The following is a 17,003-nucleotide window of genomic DNA, read 5'->3' as shown; positions in this document are numbered from 1 at the left end:
CCCCGCCAGGACGATGGCTACCCCCAGCCCGCAACACCGCGGCGCAGGCGGGGCGGGATCGGCCGGTGGATCGTGCGCGGCACCGGTATCGGCATCATCCTGCTGGTGATCGCGATCATCTGGCTGGCGATCACCGCGCCCCTGTCGAAATCACTGCAGCCGCCGACCCCGCCCTCGATCACGCTGACCGCCGATGACGGCACGCCGATCGCACGGCGCGGCGCGATCATCGGCAAACCGGTCGACGCGGCGACGCTGCCGCCGCACGTGCGCGAGGCGTTCCTCGCGATCGAGGACCGCCGCTTCTATTCGCACTGGGGTATCGACCCGCGCGGGATCGCGCGCGCGGCCTGGGCGAATCTCGGGTCGGGCGGGGTGCGTCAGGGCGGCAGCACGATCACGCAACAGCTTGCGAAGAACGCGTTCCTCGATTCGGATCGCACCGCGACGCGCAAGATCCGCGAGGCGATGATCGCCGTCTGGCTCGAGGCATGGCTGTCGAAGGACGAGATCCTCTCGCGCTATCTGTCGAACGTGTATTTCGGCGACAACACCTATGGGATCAGCGCGGCTGCCAAGCATTATTTCGGCCGGACACCCGCGGCGCTGAACGTCGGCCAGGCAGCGATGCTCGCCGGCCTGGTCAAGGCGCCGTCGCGGCTCGCCCCGACCTCCAACCTCGAGGGTGCGCGCAAGCGTGAAGCCGTCGTCGTCGGCGCGATGGTCGCCGCAGGCTTCCTTACCGAAGCGGAGGGCGATGCGGTCCGCCCGCAACGCGTGCTGGCGAACCGCCCGACGCAACTCCCCAACGGCACCTATTTCGCCGACTGGATCCTGCCCGAGGCGCGCGACCAGGCGGGCGAGGTGAAGACCGAGACGACCGTCCGGACCACGCTCGATCCGCGGCTGCAACGCGCCGCCGAACGCACCGTCGCGCGCGCCGGACTGCGCGAGGCGCAGGTCGCGCTGGTGGCGATGCGCCCCGACGGCCGGGTCGTCGCGATGGTCGGTGGCAAGGATTACCGCAAGAGCCCGTTCAACCGCGCGACGCAGGCGCGTCGCCAGCCCGGATCGACGTTCAAGCTGTTCGTCTATCTCGCCGCGATGCGCGCGGGGATGACACCCGATTCGACGATCGAGGACCGCCCGGTGACGATCGGCGACTGGACGCCCAAGAACAGCGACGGCCGCTATCAGGGGACGATCACGCTGCGCCAGGCATTTGCCCGATCGTCCAACGTTGCCGCCGCCCGGCTGACGCAACAGGTCGGCGTCCGGGCGGTGATCAAGGCCGCGCGCGACCTGGGGATTTCCACGCCCATTCCGAACGAGGCGACGATCGGCCTCGGCACCTCGACCGTGTCGCTGCTCGAACTGACCGCCGCCTATGCCGCGATCGCGCGCGAGACCTATCCGGTGCAGCCGCGCGGGCTGGCCGATGTTCGGGAAAAGGGCTGGTATCAGTCGCTGACCGGCGGTTCGACCGCCCTGCCGCCGAAGATCCATGACGAGATGCTCGATCTGCTCGCCGCCTCGATCCGCAACGGAACCGGGCGGAGCGCCAACCTGACGGTCGATGCGTTCGGCAAGACCGGGACGACGTCGGACAACAAGGATGCGCTGTTCGTCGGCTTCGCGCGCGACCTGGTGGTCGGCGTATGGGTCGGCAACGACGACAATAGTTCGAATCCCGGCCTGTCTGGCGGTGGCATCCCGGCGCGGATTTGGCGCGACTTCATGCAGTCCGCGCTGGGCATCGCCCCCGTCGCCGCCCCCGCGCCGCCGGTCGAGGAAATCGACCCCGATGCACTGCCCCCCGAAGACGGGGACAACAGCGTCCTGCCGCTCGGCGGCGAGATCGAGGGGCTCGGCTTCAACCTGAAGATGGGCGAGGACGGGACGATCTCGGTCGGCCCCGCACGCCGCGATCGACCGGAGGATGGGCCACCACGCGACGATCGCCGGCCGCCCGAGGAGGAACCGGGATTTGACGAGGGGCAGTAGTTCGATCCCCCGCCGTCATCCTGACGAAAGTCAGGCCCCGGGATAACGACGTCGAAGGGGGCGACCCAGGCGAAGCGCCCGTTGACGCCATCACTGCATCGCAGCATGTCCTCACCATGCGCTTTTTCTCCGACAACGCCGCCAAGATCCATCCGCAGGTCATGGCCGCGATCGCCGCCGCCGATACGCTCGACACCGCCTATGCGGGCGATCAATGGAGCCAGCAGCTCGACGGCCGCCTGTCGGCGCTGTTCGAGACCGAGGTCGCGGTGCTGTGGGTGCCCACCGGCACGGCCGCCAACTGCCTCGCGCTCGCCGCGCTGTGCCCGCCGCATGGCGGCATCGTCTGCCACCGCGACGCGCATATCCAGAACGACGAGGGCGGCGCGCCCGAATTCTACACCCACGGCGCCAAGCTGTTCCTCGCCGATGGGGAGGGCGCGAAGCTGACACCGTCGACGATCCGCACCGTTCTCGACGCGATCCCCGACGACGTCCACCGCGTCCAGCCGCACGCGATCTCGATCACCAACGCCACCGAATATGGCCAGGTTTACCGCCCCCACGAAGTCGCCGAGATCGGCGCGCTCGCGCGTGAGCGCGGCCTCGGCTTCCACATGGACGGCGCACGTTTTGCAAATGCGATGGTCCATGCGGGATGCTCGCCCGCCGACATGACGTGGCGCGCAGGCGTCGACGCGCTGAGTTTCGGCTTCGTCAAGAACGGCGCGATGAGCGCGGAGGCGCTGGTGTTCTTCAAACCCCAGCTCGCCGCCGTCACCCAGTATCGCCGCAAGAGGGCGGGCCTGCTCCTGTCAAAGGGGCGATACCTCGCCGCACAGATCCTCGCGATGCTCGAGGACGACCTCTGGCTCGCCAATGGCGAGGCCGCGAACCAGGCTGCCACGCGACTGGCCGCGGCCGCGGGCGACCGCCTCGTCCATCCGGTCGAGGCCAACGAGGTCTTTCTCCGCGCGACCCCCGACGAGGCCGCCGCGCTCCGCGCGCAGGGGTTCGATTTCTATGACTGGGCAGCGGGCGAGATCCGGCTGGTGACCGCGTGGGACACACCGGTCGGTCCGGTCGACCAGCTCGCGGACGCGATCCGGTCGTTATGACCGGGCCGTCCGGTTCGCCGCAACCCCCGATCCAGTCGACGCGCGCGGCGGTGCTGGTCCCGTTCGGGATCGTCACGCTGATCTGGGGGTCGACCTGGCTCGTCATCCGCGACCAGATCGCGGTGGTGCCGCCGAGCTGGTCGATCAGCTACCGCTTCCTCATCGCCGGCATTGCGATGGCCATCTATGCGCGGGTGAAGCGCGAAAGCCTCCTGCTCGACGCCCGCGGCTACGCCTTTGCCGCGATCATCGGCACCGCGCTGTTCACGTTCAACTTCAACTTCGTCTACCGTGCCGAGCATTATGTGACGTCGGGGCTGGTCGCGGTGGTCTTCGCGTTGCTGCTCGTCCCCAACGCGGTGTTCGGCCGCATCTTCCTGGGGCAGAAGCTCGGGCGACAATTGATGCTCGGGTGCGCCGTCGCGATGGCGGGCGTCGCATTGCTGTTCGTCAACGAGGCGCGGGTCGATCCGCATGGTCCGCAGTCCGCGACCATCGGCATCGCCCTGACGCTGGGCGGCGTCCTGGCCGCGTCGATCGCCAATGTCATGCAGGGCAGCGCGTTTGCGAAACGCTATCCGATGGCCCCGATGCTGGCGATCGCGATGCTGATCGGCGCGACGCTCGACGCGACCTTCGCCTGGATCACCACCGGGCCGCCGGTGTTCGAGCTGCGGCTGGGCTATATCGCCGGGATCCTCTATCTCGGCATCTTCGCCTCCGCGCTCGCCTTCCCGCTCTATTTCAACGTCATCCGCGCGATCGGGCCTGCCAAGGCGGCCTATTCGGGGGTGATCGTCCCGGTCATCGCGATGATCTTATCGACGATCTTCGAGCATTATCACTGGTCGACGCTGGCGGTGGCCGGTGCGGTACTCGCAGGGGCAGGACTCGTCATCGCGCTCAGCGCCCGCAGACCCGCCCGGTAATCCGGCCAGGTCGGGGTCCAGCGCAGGACGCGCTTCGCCTTGCCGTTCGCGACCCGCCGGTTCTCGGCATAGAAACCACGGCCCATCGCCGACAGCTGCTCGATCGTCACGAACGGCGGCGCGGGCAGACCGAGCAGCGCCGCGGCGAAGGCGACGACGTCGTTCTGCGACGCCGGAACGTCATCCGCCAGATTATAGGCGCCCGCCGGCGCATCGAACGCCGCGATCACGCCCGCGCCGATATCGTCGACATGCGCGCGACTGAACACCTGGCCCGGCTGGTCTATCCGGTGCGCCTTGCCCTCGCGCACGCGGTCGAGCGGCGACCGGCCGGGGCCGTAGATGCCGGGCAGGCGAAAGGTCCGCGCGCCGATCGCGAGCCAGTCGGCATCCGCCGCCGCGCGCGCACTCCGGCGTCCGCCGCCGATCGGCGCGGTCTCGTCGACCCAGGCACCACCGGCATCGCCGTAGACGCCGGTCGACGACAGATAGCCGAGCCAGGCGCGCGTTCTAAGCAGCGCCGCTCCGTAGCGCGCCAGAACGGGGTCGGCGTCATGCTCGGGCGGGACCGAGGACAGGATATGCGTCGCCGCGGCGATCTCCGTCATGACCGCGGCGGCGTCGTCGAACCGGATCGTGCCGTCGCGACCGTCGCGCGACGTGCCGACGACATGCCACCCGTCCCCGGCCAGGCGGCGTGCGATCCGCGACGCGGTATAGCCGAGGCCGAAGACGAGCAGCCGGCTCATTTCGCGGCCGCCGCCCGACCCATCGGGCCCTTGTAGAGCGTGCCGAAATAGTCGCCCGCATTCCAGACCGGCCGCTCCGCGCCATCGGCGATCTCACGCGCGATCCGGTAGTTCGCATCAACGAACCGCACGCCCTGATCCCACAGGATCGGCTGCGACAGATCGTCAGACGGCTTGTGATAATTGTTCGCCATGAAATAGGCGACCGCGGCCTTGCCCGGCCCCTTCTGCCCCGGCCACAGGAACACCGCCGGGATCCCCTTCTGAACGAAGCGGAAATGATCCGAGCGGACGAAGATTCCCTCTTCGGGCATCGGATCGGGCGACAGGCCGACACCGATCGCCGCGACCGCCGTCTGGACGATCGGACCGAGCGTCGATCGCTCCGCGCCGAACACCACCATGTCCTCGAACTTGTAGGTCAGGATCGGCATGTCGAGGTTCACGTCCGCGACGATATTGGCGAGCGGCACGGTCGGGTGGTTGGTGAAATAATCGCTGCCGACCAGCCCCTTTTCCTCGCCCGTGACCGCGAGGAAGATCAACGTGCGCTTCGAACCCTTGCCGCTGGTCGTGAAGCGCTTGGCTTCCTCGATCAGGCTGGCGATGCCGATCGCATTGTCGAGCGCGCCGTTGTTGAGCGCATCGCCGTCCTTCGCGCCGTTCGCGGGCCGGGTGATGCCGATATGGTCGAGATGCGCGGACAGCACGACGACCTCCTTGCCGAGCACCGGATCGGTGCCGGGAATGACGCCGACGACATTGCTGCTTGCCGCTGGCGCGAAGCTCGTCTTGGTCGCGACCGTCAGCGTGCCTGCAAGCGGTGCGGACCTGAACTTCGCATTGTCCGACCGCGCCTGCTTGGCGATCGCCTTCCACGACGCGCCGAACAGCTTGGTCGCGCCTGCAACGCTCAGCGTGCCAAGCGACGGCGCGCCGGGCGCGTCGACCTTGCCGGTGCCGTCGGGGTTGGCCCAGGTCATCCGGGCGGCGTCGTAGAATTGCGCCGATCGCGCGAACGGGCGGGCCTTGGCGGTCCGCGGGCTTTCGAGCGTGATCACGCCGACCGCCCCCTTGCTTTCGGCGGTCCGGGCCTTGGTGCCGCCGGATCCGAAAAAGGCACGTTCCTCGCCGCTGAACCGCGCCGGCGCACCGCCGAAATAGGCGACGATCTTGCCGCGCACGTCGACGCCGGCATAGTCGTTCTGGCCGTATTGCGGGGCGTCGATGCCATAGCCGACGAACACGATCGGCGCCGACACCGCGGTATCGGCCTTCGCACCGTTGGCGGCGGGGACATAATCTGCCGCGAACACCAGCGGCTGCGCGGCTCCCGACTGCGGCATCCAGGTGAAGCTGCCCTTGTCCGCGGCCTTGTAGCTGACCAGCGGCACGCGCTGCAGATAGCCGGCATCGTCACCACCTGGCCGCAGACCGGCGGCATAGAATTGCGCCGCGACATATTGCGCGGCGATGTCGAACTCGGGGCTGCCCGCCTCGCGCCCCTTCATCGCATCGGAGGCGAGGAACAGGACGTGCGCCTTCATCGCCGCCTGATCCGCCGGCAGCGGCGCTGCGAGCCGTGCATTGAGGATCGCCGGGTCGGGCTTTGCCGCCGGGGTGGCCGCGGGTGCGGCCGCCGGTGTCGGCGCGGCGGCTTTCGGTTGCGGGGCCGACGTCTGCGCCAGCGTCGCCGTGGAGAGGGCGAGCACCGAGAGCGCGCCGATGAACCGATACATGCCGAAATCCTCGCAAGACGAACGTGTTGCAGCCGGGTAGCACGCCGGCCGCGACACGCAAGCACAGCCCGGCAAGCTTTGGCTGGCGGAGCCCGCGACGGCCCCTATATTCGACGTCTATGCTCGACATCCAACACAGCCTCGCCCAGCCCGACATCGCTGCCCCGGTCGCCATTCGCCGGGTCGATTATAGGGCGCCGGCCTGGCTGGTGCCGACGACACGGCTGGAGTTCACGCTCGATCCGTCCGCGACACGCGTCATCGCGACGCTCTCCGTAACCCGCAACGGTGACCACCGCGATCCGCTGAAGCTCGATGGGGCAGGCCAGCGACCGCTGTCGATCATGGTCGACGGCGTCGCGGTCAACGACTGGCATTTCGAGGGCGAGCAGCTGGTGATCCCCCTGTCGGGCGACGCGCATGTCGTCGAAACCGAGGTCGAGATCGCCCCCGACCGCAACACCCAGCTGATGGGGCTCTATGCCTCGGGCGGCAATCTATGCACGCAGTGCGAGGCGGAGGGGTTTCGCCGCATCACCTATTTCCCCGACCGTCCCGACGTGCTCAGCCGCTATTCGGTGCGGATGACGGCGGACAAGGCGCGCTTCCCCGTGCTGCTGGCGAACGGCGACCCCGTCGCACAGGGCGATCTCGCCGATGGCCGCCACTGGGCGGAATGGAACGACCCCTTCCCCAAGCCCTCCTATCTGTTCGCGATCGTCGCCGGGGATCTTGCGGTCAATTCGGGCCGTTTCACGACGATGTCGGGGCGCGAGGTGTCGCTCGGCATCTGGGTGCGCAAGGCGGACCTCGCCAAGACCGATCATGCGCTCGAGGCGCTGGCGCTCTCCATGGCCTGGGACGAGGCGACCTATGGCCGAGAATATGATCTCGACGTGTTCAACATCGTTGCGGTCGACGACTTCAACTTCGGCGCGATGGAGAACAAGGGGCTCAACATCTTCAACTCGCGCTACATCCTGGCCGACCCCGATACCGCGACCGATTACGACTATGACGCGATCGCCGCGGTCGTCGCGCATGAATATTTCCACAACTGGTCGGGCAACCGGATCACCTGCCGCGACTGGTTCCAGCTGTCGCTGAAAGAGGGCTTCACGGTCTATCGCGACCAGGGTTTCTCCGCCGACCAGGGCAGCCGTGCGGTCAAGCGGATCGAGGACGTCCGCGGCCTGCGTGCGTCGCAGTTTCCCGAGGATTCAGGGCCGCTCGCGCATCCCGTCCGCCCCGAATCCTATCAGGAGATCTCCAACTTCTACACCGCGACGATCTACAACAAGGGCGCCGAGCTGATCCGCATGATGGCGGCGATCCTCGGGCCGAAGAACTTCCGGGCGGGGACCGATCTGTATTTCGACCGCTTCGACGGCACCGCCGCGACCTGCGAGGATTTCGTCGCCAGCATGGAAGAGGCGAGCGGGATCGATCTGACGCAGTTTCGCCTCTGGTATTCGCAGGCAGGCACTCCGCGTCTCTCGGCAAGCCTGTCGCATGATCCTGTGGCCAAGCGCGCGACGCTGACGCTGGCGCAGCATGTGCCCGCCACGCCGGGCCAGCCGGACAAGGCGCCAATGGTCCTGCCGCTCGCGATCAAGCTGTTCGGCGCCGACACGGGCACCGCGCTGATCGACGAACGGCTCGTCCTGCTCGACGGGCCGGGCGAGACGATCCGGTTCGAGGGGATCGACGAACGCCCGGTCCTGTCGATCAATCGCGGCTTTTCCGCGCCGGTCGTGGTCGAAAGCGATCGCACCGCGGCGGACCTCGCCTTTCTCAGCGCGCATGACGACGATCCCTTCGCGCGGTATGAGGCGATGCAGCAGCTGATGCTCGAGACGCTCGTGGCCAGCGCGAGCACGGGTCGGGCGGAGCATGACGGTGTGATCGCTGCGGTCGCCCGGACGCTGGAGGATCCCGATCTCGACCCCGCCTTCATCGCCGAAGCGGTGATGCTCCCCTCCGAGAGTTTTATCGGCGACCAGATGCGGATCGTCGATCCCGACGCCATCTTCCGCGCGCGCGACGGCCTGCGTCGCGATCTCGGCACGCAGCTCGAACGCCAGTGGCGCCAGGCGCATGCGCGCGCCGGTTCGGCACCCTTTGCCTATACGCCCGAGGGCAAGGGCCTGCGCCGGCTGCGCTCGGTCGCGCTCGCCTATATCATGGCGAGCGACGCCCCCGACGCCGCCGAACTGGCACTCGCGCAGTTCGAGGGGGCGGACAACATGACCGACCGCCAGGGCGCGCTGACCGCGCTCGTCAGCTCGACGGCGGCACAGCGCGACGCGGCGCTCGACCGCTTCTACGCGCGCTACAGCAGCAATCCGCTGGTGCTCGACAAATGGTTCCAGACCCAGGCCCAGTCGTCGCGCGACGATACCGGCACGGTCGTCGCGGCGCTCGCCCGCCATCCCGACTTCACGCTGACCAATCCGAACCGCGCGCGCGCGCTCATCGGCGCGTTCGCGGCGAACCAGCGCGCCTTCCATGCGATCGACGGCAGCGGCTATCGCTTCCTCGCGGATCATCTGATCGCGCTCGACCGGCTCAATCCGCAGACGGCGGCAAAGCTCCTGCCGCCGCTTGGTCGCTGGCGCCGGTTCGACGCCAAACGCGCCGGGCTGATGCGCGCGGAACTCGAGCGGATCCTGCACACGCCCGGCTTGTCGCGCGACATGGTCGAGCAGAGCTCGAAAAGCCTCGAGGGCTAGGATCCGGGCCGTATTCGGCCCGGACGGCGCCGCGTCAGAAGAGGCGGCCGCCGTTCGGGACGGGCTCGGACGGTGCGATCAGCACGACCTTGCCGTCGGCATCGGGAAAGCCCAGCGTCAGCACCTCGGACATCATCGGCCCGATCTGCCGCGGTGGAAAATTGACCACCGCGGCGACTTGGCGGCCGACGAGCGTCTCGGGCGAATAATGGTCGGTGATCTGGGCCGAGGATCGCTTGGTCCCGATCGTGTCACCGAAATCGATCGTCAGCTTGAACGCAGGCTTGCGGGCCTCGGGAAAGGGCTCGACCGCGATGATCGTCCCGACCCGGATATCCACCCTAGCAAAGTCGTCGAACGCGATTCCGGGCTCGGCCATCGTCAGAAGTCCACATTGTCGTAATGCGCGGGCGGCGCGATCAATTCCATGCGCTCGCTCAGCAAGGGACGAAAGCTCGGCCGGCTCTTGAACCCGCGATACCAGCGTGCCGTCTGGTCGTGCCCCTTCCAGTCGATCCCGCCGAGATAATCCGTGACCGAGATCTGCGCCGCGGCGGCCAGATCAACGAGGCTCATCGTCGCGCCGCCGAGCCAGTTGCGGTGATCGAGCAGGTAATCGGTGTAGTCCAGATGCCCCACCGCCGCCTTCATCGCCTCGCGCAGGCCCTTGGCATCGGGTGCGGCGCGGTGCGCGAGGCGCTTGACCATCCGCTCGTGGAGCAGCGGGCCGGTCACGTCGCGATAGAAATGCGTGTCGAACCACGTCACCAGCCGGCGGATCTCCGCGCGGTTGGTCGCGGTGCCGTTGATCATCGCCGACTTCTCGACGGTTTCCTCGAAAAATTCGCAGATCGCCATCGAATCGATCAGCGGCGCGACGCCGCGCGACGCATCGACCATCACCGGCGTCTGCCCCGCGGGGTTCATGTCCATGAACTCGTCACGCCGCTCCCAGGGCGATTCGCGCACCAGCTCGTAGCCGATGCCCTTCTCGCCCAGCAGCAAGCGCACCTTTCGCGAGAAGGGACATAAGGGGAATTGATAAAGCTGCCACATAGCCTCCGTTTAGGCGGCATCGGGCGGGTGTGTCACTAGCGCGGGTTTGCCGGTGCGTAAGAAGATTGGGTTCGCGCGGAGGCGCGGAGGCGCGGAGGTGTTGCGCTCGCTGTGAGCGAAGCTCCTTCATCACCGTTCGCGATCGAAAAGCGACGAGGGGATTCAAGCTCCGCGTCTCCGCGTCTCCGCGTGAACCCCCTTCTTTCCCCCTCCCCGGCGAAGGCCGGGGCCCAATTGGGGGCCGTAGGTAACGAAGCACCGCGCTCCGTTACTGCGACCTTTTCAACTGGGCCCCGGCCTTCGCCGGGGTGGTGGAAGCACCGCTATTCCGCCGCGACCAGCTCCGCGCTGTCGTCCAGCGGATGCGGCAGGCGCGTCAGCATTTCCTTCGGCACGATCTGCCAGAAATGCGGTGCCACCCGGTCCCAGTCCTCGAGCAGGCCCTTCGACCATTTGCTGTCGGTCGTATCCGCATGGTCGCGCACCAGGTCGAGCAGGACGTCCGCCCAGTGGAGCGACTTCACCCGGTCCCAGGTGATGTTCTCGGGGTTGGCGCGCTTTGCGAACAGGCCATCGGGATCATAGACGAACGCCATCCCGCCGGTCATCCCCGCGCCGAAGTTCGCCCCCACCGCGCCGAGCACGACCGCGATTCCGTTGGTCATGTACTCGCAGCCATTCGCGCCACAGCCCTCGACGACCACGGTCGCACCCGAGTTGCGGACTGCGAACCGCTCGCCCGCCTGCCCCGCCGCGAACAGCCGGCCGCTGGTCGCGCCATAGAGCACGGTGTTGCCGATGATCGTGTTGTCCTGGCTGGCGAGCGGCGAGCTCACCGCGGGCCGGACGATGATCGTCCCCCCCGACAGTCCCTTGCCGACATAGTCGTTCGAATCGCCGAACACCTCGAGCGTGATCCCCTTGCAGAGGAACGCGCCGAGCGACTGGCCCGCCGAGCCCCGCAACCGGATCGTGACGTGATCGTCCGCGAGCGTCGACATGCCGAACTTGCGCGTGATCTCGCTCGACAGCCGCGTCCCCACCGCACGGTGCGTGTTGCGCACCGAATAGGTCAGCTGCATCTTCTCGCCGCGCGAGAACACCGCCGCGGCATCCTTGATGATCTGCGCGTCGAGGCTGTCGGGCACTTCGTTGCGGAAGGTCGAGAGCGAGAAACGCCGCTCGGCATCCGAGGCGTCGACCTTGGCAAGGATCGGGTTGAGATCGAGATCGTCGAGATGCTCGGCACCGCGGCTGACCTGCCGCAACAGCTCGGTACGGCCGATCACGTCGTCGAGGCTCTTCACACCCAGCCGCGCGAGGATGTCGCGGACTTCCTCGGCGATGAACGTCATCAGGTTGATGACCTTCTCGGGCGTGCCGACGAACTTCTGCCTGAGCGCGTCGTTCTGCGTGCAGATACCGACCGGGCAGGTGTTCGAATGGCACTGGCGGACCATGATGCAGCCCATCGCCACCAGCGACAGCGTGCCGATCCCGAACTCTTCCGCGCCGAGGATCGCGGCGATCACGATGTCGCGTCCGGTCTTGAGCCCGCCATCGGTGCGCAGCCGCACGCGGCCGCGCAGACCGTTGAGCGTCAGCACCTGGTTGACCTCGGACAGCCCCATTTCCCACGGCGTGCCCGCATATTTGATCGACGTCTGCGGCGACGCGCCGGTCCCGCCGACATGCCCCGCGATCAGGATCACGTCGGCATGTGCCTTCGCGACGCCCGCCGCCACGGTGCCGATGCCCGCCGAGCTGACGAGCTTCACACAGACGCGCGCGCGCGGATTGATCTGCTTCAGGTCATAGATGAGCTGCGCCAGATCCTCGATCGAGTAGATGTCGTGATGCGGCGGCGGCGAGATCAGCGTCACGCCGGGCGTCGCATGACGCAGCTTGGCGATGAACTCGGTCACCTTGAAGCCGGGGAGCTGGCCGCCCTCGCCGGGCTTGGCGCCCTGCGCGACCTTGACCTCGATCTCCTCGCACGCGTTCAGATATTCCGCGGTCACGCCGAACCGGCCGGAGGCGATCTGTTTGATCGTCGAGTTCGCATTGTCGCCGTTCGCGTACGGCACGAAGCGCGACTTGTCCTCGCCGCCCTCGCCCGACACCGCCTTCGCGCCGATCCGGTTCATCGCGATCGCCAGCGTCTCGTGCGCCTCGGGGGAGAGCGCACCGAGCGACATGCCCGGCGTCACGAACCGCTTGCGGATCTCGGTGATCGCCTCGACCTGGTCGACGGGCACGCCTTCGGCCGGGAAGTTGAACTGGAGAAGGTCGCGCAGATACACCGGCGGCAGGTCCGACACCCCGCGCGAGAATTGCAGATAGCTCGTATAGCTGTCGGTCGCGACCGCGGTCTGGAGCAGATGCATCAGCTGCGCCGAATAGGCATGCGTCTCGCCGGTGTGGCGCTGGCGATAGAATCCGCCGATCGGCAGCGTCGCGACCGCCGGATCGAACGCCGCCTCGTGGCGATCGGTCGCGTTGACGTGAAGCGAGGCATAGCCCTCGCCGCTGATCTTCGCGGGCATGCCGGGGAACAGGTCGTTCACCAGGCTGCGCGACAGGCCGACCGCCTCGAAATTATAGCCGCCGCGGTAGGACGAGATGACCGCGATGCCCATCTTCGACATGATCTTGAGCAGCCCCTCCTCGACCGCAACACGGTGGCGGCGGAGGCATTCGGCCAGATCGAGATCACCGAACAGCCCGCGGCTCTGGCGATCGACGATCGCGGCCTCGGCGAGATAGGCGTTCACGGTGGTCGCGCCAACGCCGATCAGCACCGCATAATAATGCGTGTCGAGGCATTCCGCCGTCCGCACGTTGATCGACGCATAGGAGCGCAGGCCGCGACGGACGAGATGCGTGTGCACCGCAGCCACCGCGAGCACGCCGGCGATGCCGACCCGGTCCTCGCCGATCGCCTCGTCGGTCAGGAACAGCTCGCTCTTGCCCTGGCGGACCGCCTGCTCGGCCTCGTTGCGGATCCGCTGGATCGCCGCGCGCAGCTTTTCCGGGCCGCCGCCGGCATCGAAGGTGCAATCGATCTCGGCGACCGCGCCGCCGAAATGCGCCTTCAGCCGCGCCCAATGCTCACCGGTGAGGACCGGTGAATCGAGCACCAGCACGCGCTCGCGCTGATCGCGCACGTCGAGGATGTTGGCGAGATTGCCGAACCGCGTCTTGAGCGACATCACGTGCCGCTCGCGCAGAGGATCGATCGGCGGGTTGGTCACCTGGCTGAAATTCTGGCGGAAGAACTGGCTGATCAGCCGCGGCTTGTCCGAAATGACCGCGAGCGGCGTGTCGTCGCCCATCGATCCGATCGCTTCCTTGGCCGATTCGACCATCGGCGACAGGATCAGCTCCATGTCCTCGATCGTCTGCCCGGCCGCGACCTGGCGTCGTGCCAACTCGGCGCGATCATAGCGGACCACGGCGTCCTCGACCGACGGCAGGTCTGCCAGCGTGTGGAACTCGCCGATCATCGCGGCATAGTCCGCCTCGCCGGAGATGCGATCCTTGACCGCGCGGTCCTGCAGCAGCCGCCCTTCGTCGAGGTCGACCGCGATCATCTCGCCCGGCCCGAGCCGCCCCTTGGCGATGATCGTCGATTCGGGGACGACGACCATCCCGCTTTCCGATCCAACGATCAGCAGCCCGTCGACGGTCAACGTGTAGCGCAGCGGCCTGAGCGCGTTGCGGTCCATGCCTGCGACGGCCCAGCGGCCATCGGTCATCGCCAGCGCGGCCGGGCCGTCCCACGGCTCCATCACCGACGCCAGATACTGGTACATCGCGCGGTGCTCGGGCGGCATGTCGGGGCTCGCGGCCTCGGGCACCAGCATCAGCTTGGCGGTCGGCGCGTCGCGGCCCGAGCGGCAGATCGCCTCGAACACCGCATCGAGCGCGGCGGTATCGGACGCGCCTGCCGGGATCACCGGCTTGATGTCCTCCGAATTATCGCCGAACGCGAGGCTCGCCATCCGGATCTCGTGGGAGAGCATCCAGTTCTTGTTGCCGCGGATCGTGTTGATTTCGCCGTTATGCGCAAGGCACCGGAACGGTTGCGCCAGCCACCATTGCGGGAAGGTGTTGGTCGAATAGCGCTGATGGAAGATCGCGACGCGGCTCTCGAACCGCTGGTCGCACAAATCGGGATAGAAGACCGACAGCGATTCGGCGAGGAAGAGCCCCTTGTAGATGATCGAGCGGCACGACAGCGAACAGATGTAGAAGCCCTGGATCTGCGCCGCGATCACGCGCTTCTCGATACGCCTGCGGACCAGGTACAGCGTCTTCTCGAACTCGGCGGCGTCCTGTTCTTCGGGCAGCGGCCCGGCGATCATGATCTGCTCGATCTCGGGGCGCGTCGCCTGCGCCTTCTGGCCGATCACCGACACGTCGACGGGCACCTGGCGCCAGCCATAGATGGTATAGCCCGCCTCGATGATCGCGCTCTCGACGATCGTCCGGCAATCCTCCTGCGCCCCCAGATCGGTGCGCGGCAGGAAGATCATGCCGACCGCGAGCCGGTTCGGCCGCACCTTGTGCCCCGAAGCGGCGACCGCATCGTCGAAGAACTTGAGCGGAAGGTCGATGTGAAGACCTGCGCCATCACCGGTCTTGCCGTCCGCATCGACCGCGCCGCGGTGCCACACCGCCTTCAGCGCATCGACCGCGGACTGCACGACGCGCCGCGACGCGCGGCCATCGGTCGCGGCGACGAGACCCACGCCGCAGGCATCACCCTCGAATTCGGGACGGTACATGCCGTGCTCGGCGAGATATTGGCGCTGATCGGTGCTGGAGTCGGTCATCGTCACTTCTTCTTTTGCTCGGGCGTGGCAACCTGCTTGGCGAATTCGGCGACATCGGCCTGCATGTGGCGCATCGAGGATTCCATCATCGACCGCTGCCACGCGGCGACGTCAGGATCGGCCATGATCGTCAGCGACTGCTGCATGTACAGGCGTCCGCTCGGCGTCGCGAAGAACGCCTTGATGTCGCGACACTGGGCGACGTCGAAGCGGCGCGCATAGGCACGCGCCATCGCATCGAACATGCCCGGCATGCCGTCGCGCATCAACGTCAGCGTGCGAGTCTGCTGCTGGTTCATGAAGGCGGCAAACTGCGCCTGCATCTGCGGATTTTTAGCCATTGCGCTGCTGAACATCGGGCTCTGCGCCATGCCCTGCTGGAGATTGCCCAACATCGGCGCGATCATGCCCTCGATCATCCGCGCGCGCGATTCGGGCGGCATCAAGACGTCGATCAATTCGCGCGCTGCTGCGAGTCGGGCCGGATCAGGGGCCGCGGCGGCAACAGGCGGTGCCTGCGCATGCGCCGCCGACGGGACTACCGCACCCGCCAGCAACACCGCCCCAAGAAACCCGAGCCTCATGCCGCGACCTTCGCGTTCGCAGCCTTGGTCTTGAGATATTTGTGCATCGTCGCCGCCACGTCGCGGCCGTCGCGGATCGCCCACACGACCAGGCTTGCGCCGCGGACGATGTCGCCCGCTGCGAACACGCCGTCGAGGCTGGTCATCAGCGTCTTGCCATCGACCAGCACGGTACCCCAGCGGCTTACCCCCAGTTCGGGCGTCGCGAACAAGGTCGGCAGGTCCTCGGCATCGAAGCCCAGCGCCTTGATGACCAGGTCGGCATCGACCGAATAGTCACCGGCAGGATCGGGTTCGGGCGTGCGGCGACCGCTCGCATCGGCTGCGCCCAGACGCATCTTGCGCACCTTGACGCTCGACACGCTCTCGCCGCCGTCGAAGCTCTGCGGGCCCGACAACCAAACGAATTCGACGCCCTCCTCCTCGGCATTGGCGACTTCGCGCTGCGACCCGGGCATGTTCGCGCGGTCGCGGCGATAGAGGCATTTCACCGACTTGGCGCCCTGGCGGATCGCGGTGCGGACACAGTCCATCGCGGTATCGCCGCCGCCGATCACGACGACGTCCTTGCCCTCGGCATTCAGGCTGCCGTCGTCAAACGCGGGGACCGCATCACCGAAACCCTTGCGGTTCGACGCGACGAGGAAGTCGAGCGCCGCCACCACGCCATTGGAACCGCCACCGGGCAGGTCCATCGCGCGCGCCTTGTACACGCCGGTCGCGATCAGGATCGCGTCGTGGCGCTGCCTCAGCTCGTCGAGGCTGGCGTCGTCACCGACCGCAAAGCCTTCGTGGAACACGATGCCCGCGGTCTTCAGTCGCTCGACCCGACGCATGACAATCGGCTTTTCGAGCTTGAACCCGGGAATGCCATAAGTGAGCAGGCCGCCCGCGCGGTCGTAACGATCATAGACGTGCACGTCATAGCCGTGGCCGCGCAGATATTCGGCGGCGCTCAGCCCGGCAGGCCCTGCCCCGATCACGCCGACCGACTGGCCGCGAGACTTGCCGGGGACCAGCGGCTCGACCCAGCCATTCTCCCAGGCGGTGTCGGTGATGAACTTCTCGACCGAGCCGATCGTGACCGCGCCGTGGCCCGTGAACTCGATGACGCAATTACCCTCGCACAGCCGGTCCTGCGGACAGATGCGACCGCAGATCTCGGGCATGGTCGAGGTCGCGTTGCTGAGCTCATACGCCTCGCGAAGCCGGCCCTCAGCGGTCAGGCGCAGCCAGTCGGGGATATGATTGTGG

11 protein-coding genes are annotated in these 17,003 nt (G+C 67.4%); 4 read left to right on the top strand and 7 right to left on the bottom strand.

Annotation, left to right across the window (positions count from 1 at the left end; genetic code table 11):
* The 3 genes from sphsw_RS16305 to sphsw_RS16295 form a co-directional block, all read left to right on the top strand.
* Window positions 1-2,004 (top strand): transglycosylase domain-containing protein (locus sphsw_RS16305; RefSeq protein WP_081874387.1); only part of this gene is annotated, 2,004 nt, incomplete at its 5' end.
* A gap of 116 nt (window positions 2,005-2,120) precedes the next feature.
* On the top strand, window positions 2,121-3,122 hold the full coding sequence (locus tag sphsw_RS16300) for a threonine aldolase family protein (RefSeq protein WP_031441549.1): 1,002 nt from the start codon (window positions 2,121-2,123) through the stop codon (window positions 3,120-3,122).
* A complete protein-coding gene (locus tag sphsw_RS16295) occupies window positions 3,119-4,051 on the top strand; it encodes a DMT family transporter (protein WP_031441548.1) in 933 nt (310 codons plus the stop codon). The genes sphsw_RS16300 and sphsw_RS16295 overlap by 4 nt, the downstream gene beginning before the upstream one ends.
* Here the strand turns inward: sphsw_RS16295 and sphsw_RS16290 are convergent.
* Together sphsw_RS16290 and sphsw_RS16285 are read right to left on the bottom strand one after the other, a co-directional pair.
* The gene (locus sphsw_RS16290) at window positions 3,964-4,800 is read right to left on the bottom strand and encodes an epimerase (RefSeq protein WP_031441547.1); all 837 of its coding nucleotides are present in this window, start codon (window positions 4,798-4,800) and stop codon (window positions 3,964-3,966) included. The genes sphsw_RS16295 and sphsw_RS16290 overlap by 88 nt on opposite strands.
* Window positions 4,797-6,539, bottom strand: coding sequence for a M28 family metallopeptidase (locus sphsw_RS16285; protein WP_052380987.1), 1,743 nt, complete (start codon window positions 6,537-6,539; stop codon window positions 4,797-4,799). The genes sphsw_RS16290 and sphsw_RS16285 overlap by 4 nt, the downstream gene beginning before the upstream one ends.
* Window positions 6,540-6,658: 119 nt before the next feature.
* On the opposite strand from sphsw_RS16285, the gene pepN reads away from it, so the two are divergent.
* A complete protein-coding gene (gene pepN / locus sphsw_RS16280) occupies window positions 6,659-9,271 on the top strand; it encodes an aminopeptidase N (RefSeq protein WP_031441546.1) in 2,613 nt (870 codons plus the stop codon).
* Window positions 9,272-9,305: 34 nt separating this feature from the next.
* On the opposite strand, the gene sphsw_RS16275 is transcribed toward pepN, so the two are convergent.
* The 5 genes from sphsw_RS16275 to sphsw_RS16255 form a co-directional block, all read right to left on the bottom strand.
* The gene (locus tag sphsw_RS16275; protein ID WP_031441545.1) at window positions 9,306-9,650 is read right to left on the bottom strand and encodes a tRNA-binding protein; all 345 of its coding nucleotides are present in this window, start codon (window positions 9,648-9,650) and stop codon (window positions 9,306-9,308) included.
* A gap of 2 nt (window positions 9,651-9,652) precedes the next feature.
* Complete coding sequence (locus tag sphsw_RS16270) at window positions 9,653-10,327, bottom strand: glutathione S-transferase family protein (RefSeq protein WP_031396481.1); 675 nt, start codon at window positions 10,325-10,327, stop codon at window positions 9,653-9,655.
* Between the two features lie 323 nt (window positions 10,328-10,650).
* Window positions 10,651-15,165 (bottom strand): glutamate synthase large subunit, encoded by a 4,515-nt coding sequence (gene gltB, locus sphsw_RS16265; RefSeq protein ID WP_031441544.1) that lies wholly within the window; start codon window positions 15,163-15,165, stop codon window positions 10,651-10,653.
* A 2-nt stretch (window positions 15,166-15,167) separates the two neighbouring features.
* On the bottom strand, window positions 15,168-15,749 hold the full coding sequence (locus sphsw_RS16260; protein ID WP_031441543.1) for a DUF2059 domain-containing protein: 582 nt from the start codon (window positions 15,747-15,749) through the stop codon (window positions 15,168-15,170).
* On the bottom strand, window positions 15,746-17,003 hold a 1,258-nt coding region (locus sphsw_RS16255; RefSeq protein WP_042467571.1), incomplete at its 5' end, for an NAD(P)-dependent oxidoreductase. The genes sphsw_RS16255 and sphsw_RS16260, both read right to left, overlap by 4 nt.

The organism is Sphingomonas sp. FUKUSWIS1 (assembly GCF_000733135.1).
Lineage (GTDB): Bacteria > Pseudomonadota > Alphaproteobacteria > Sphingomonadales > Sphingomonadaceae > Sphingomonas > Sphingomonas aerolata.
Note: the sequence above shows the minus strand (reverse complement) of the source record. Positions and strands in the feature narration are given on the sequence as shown.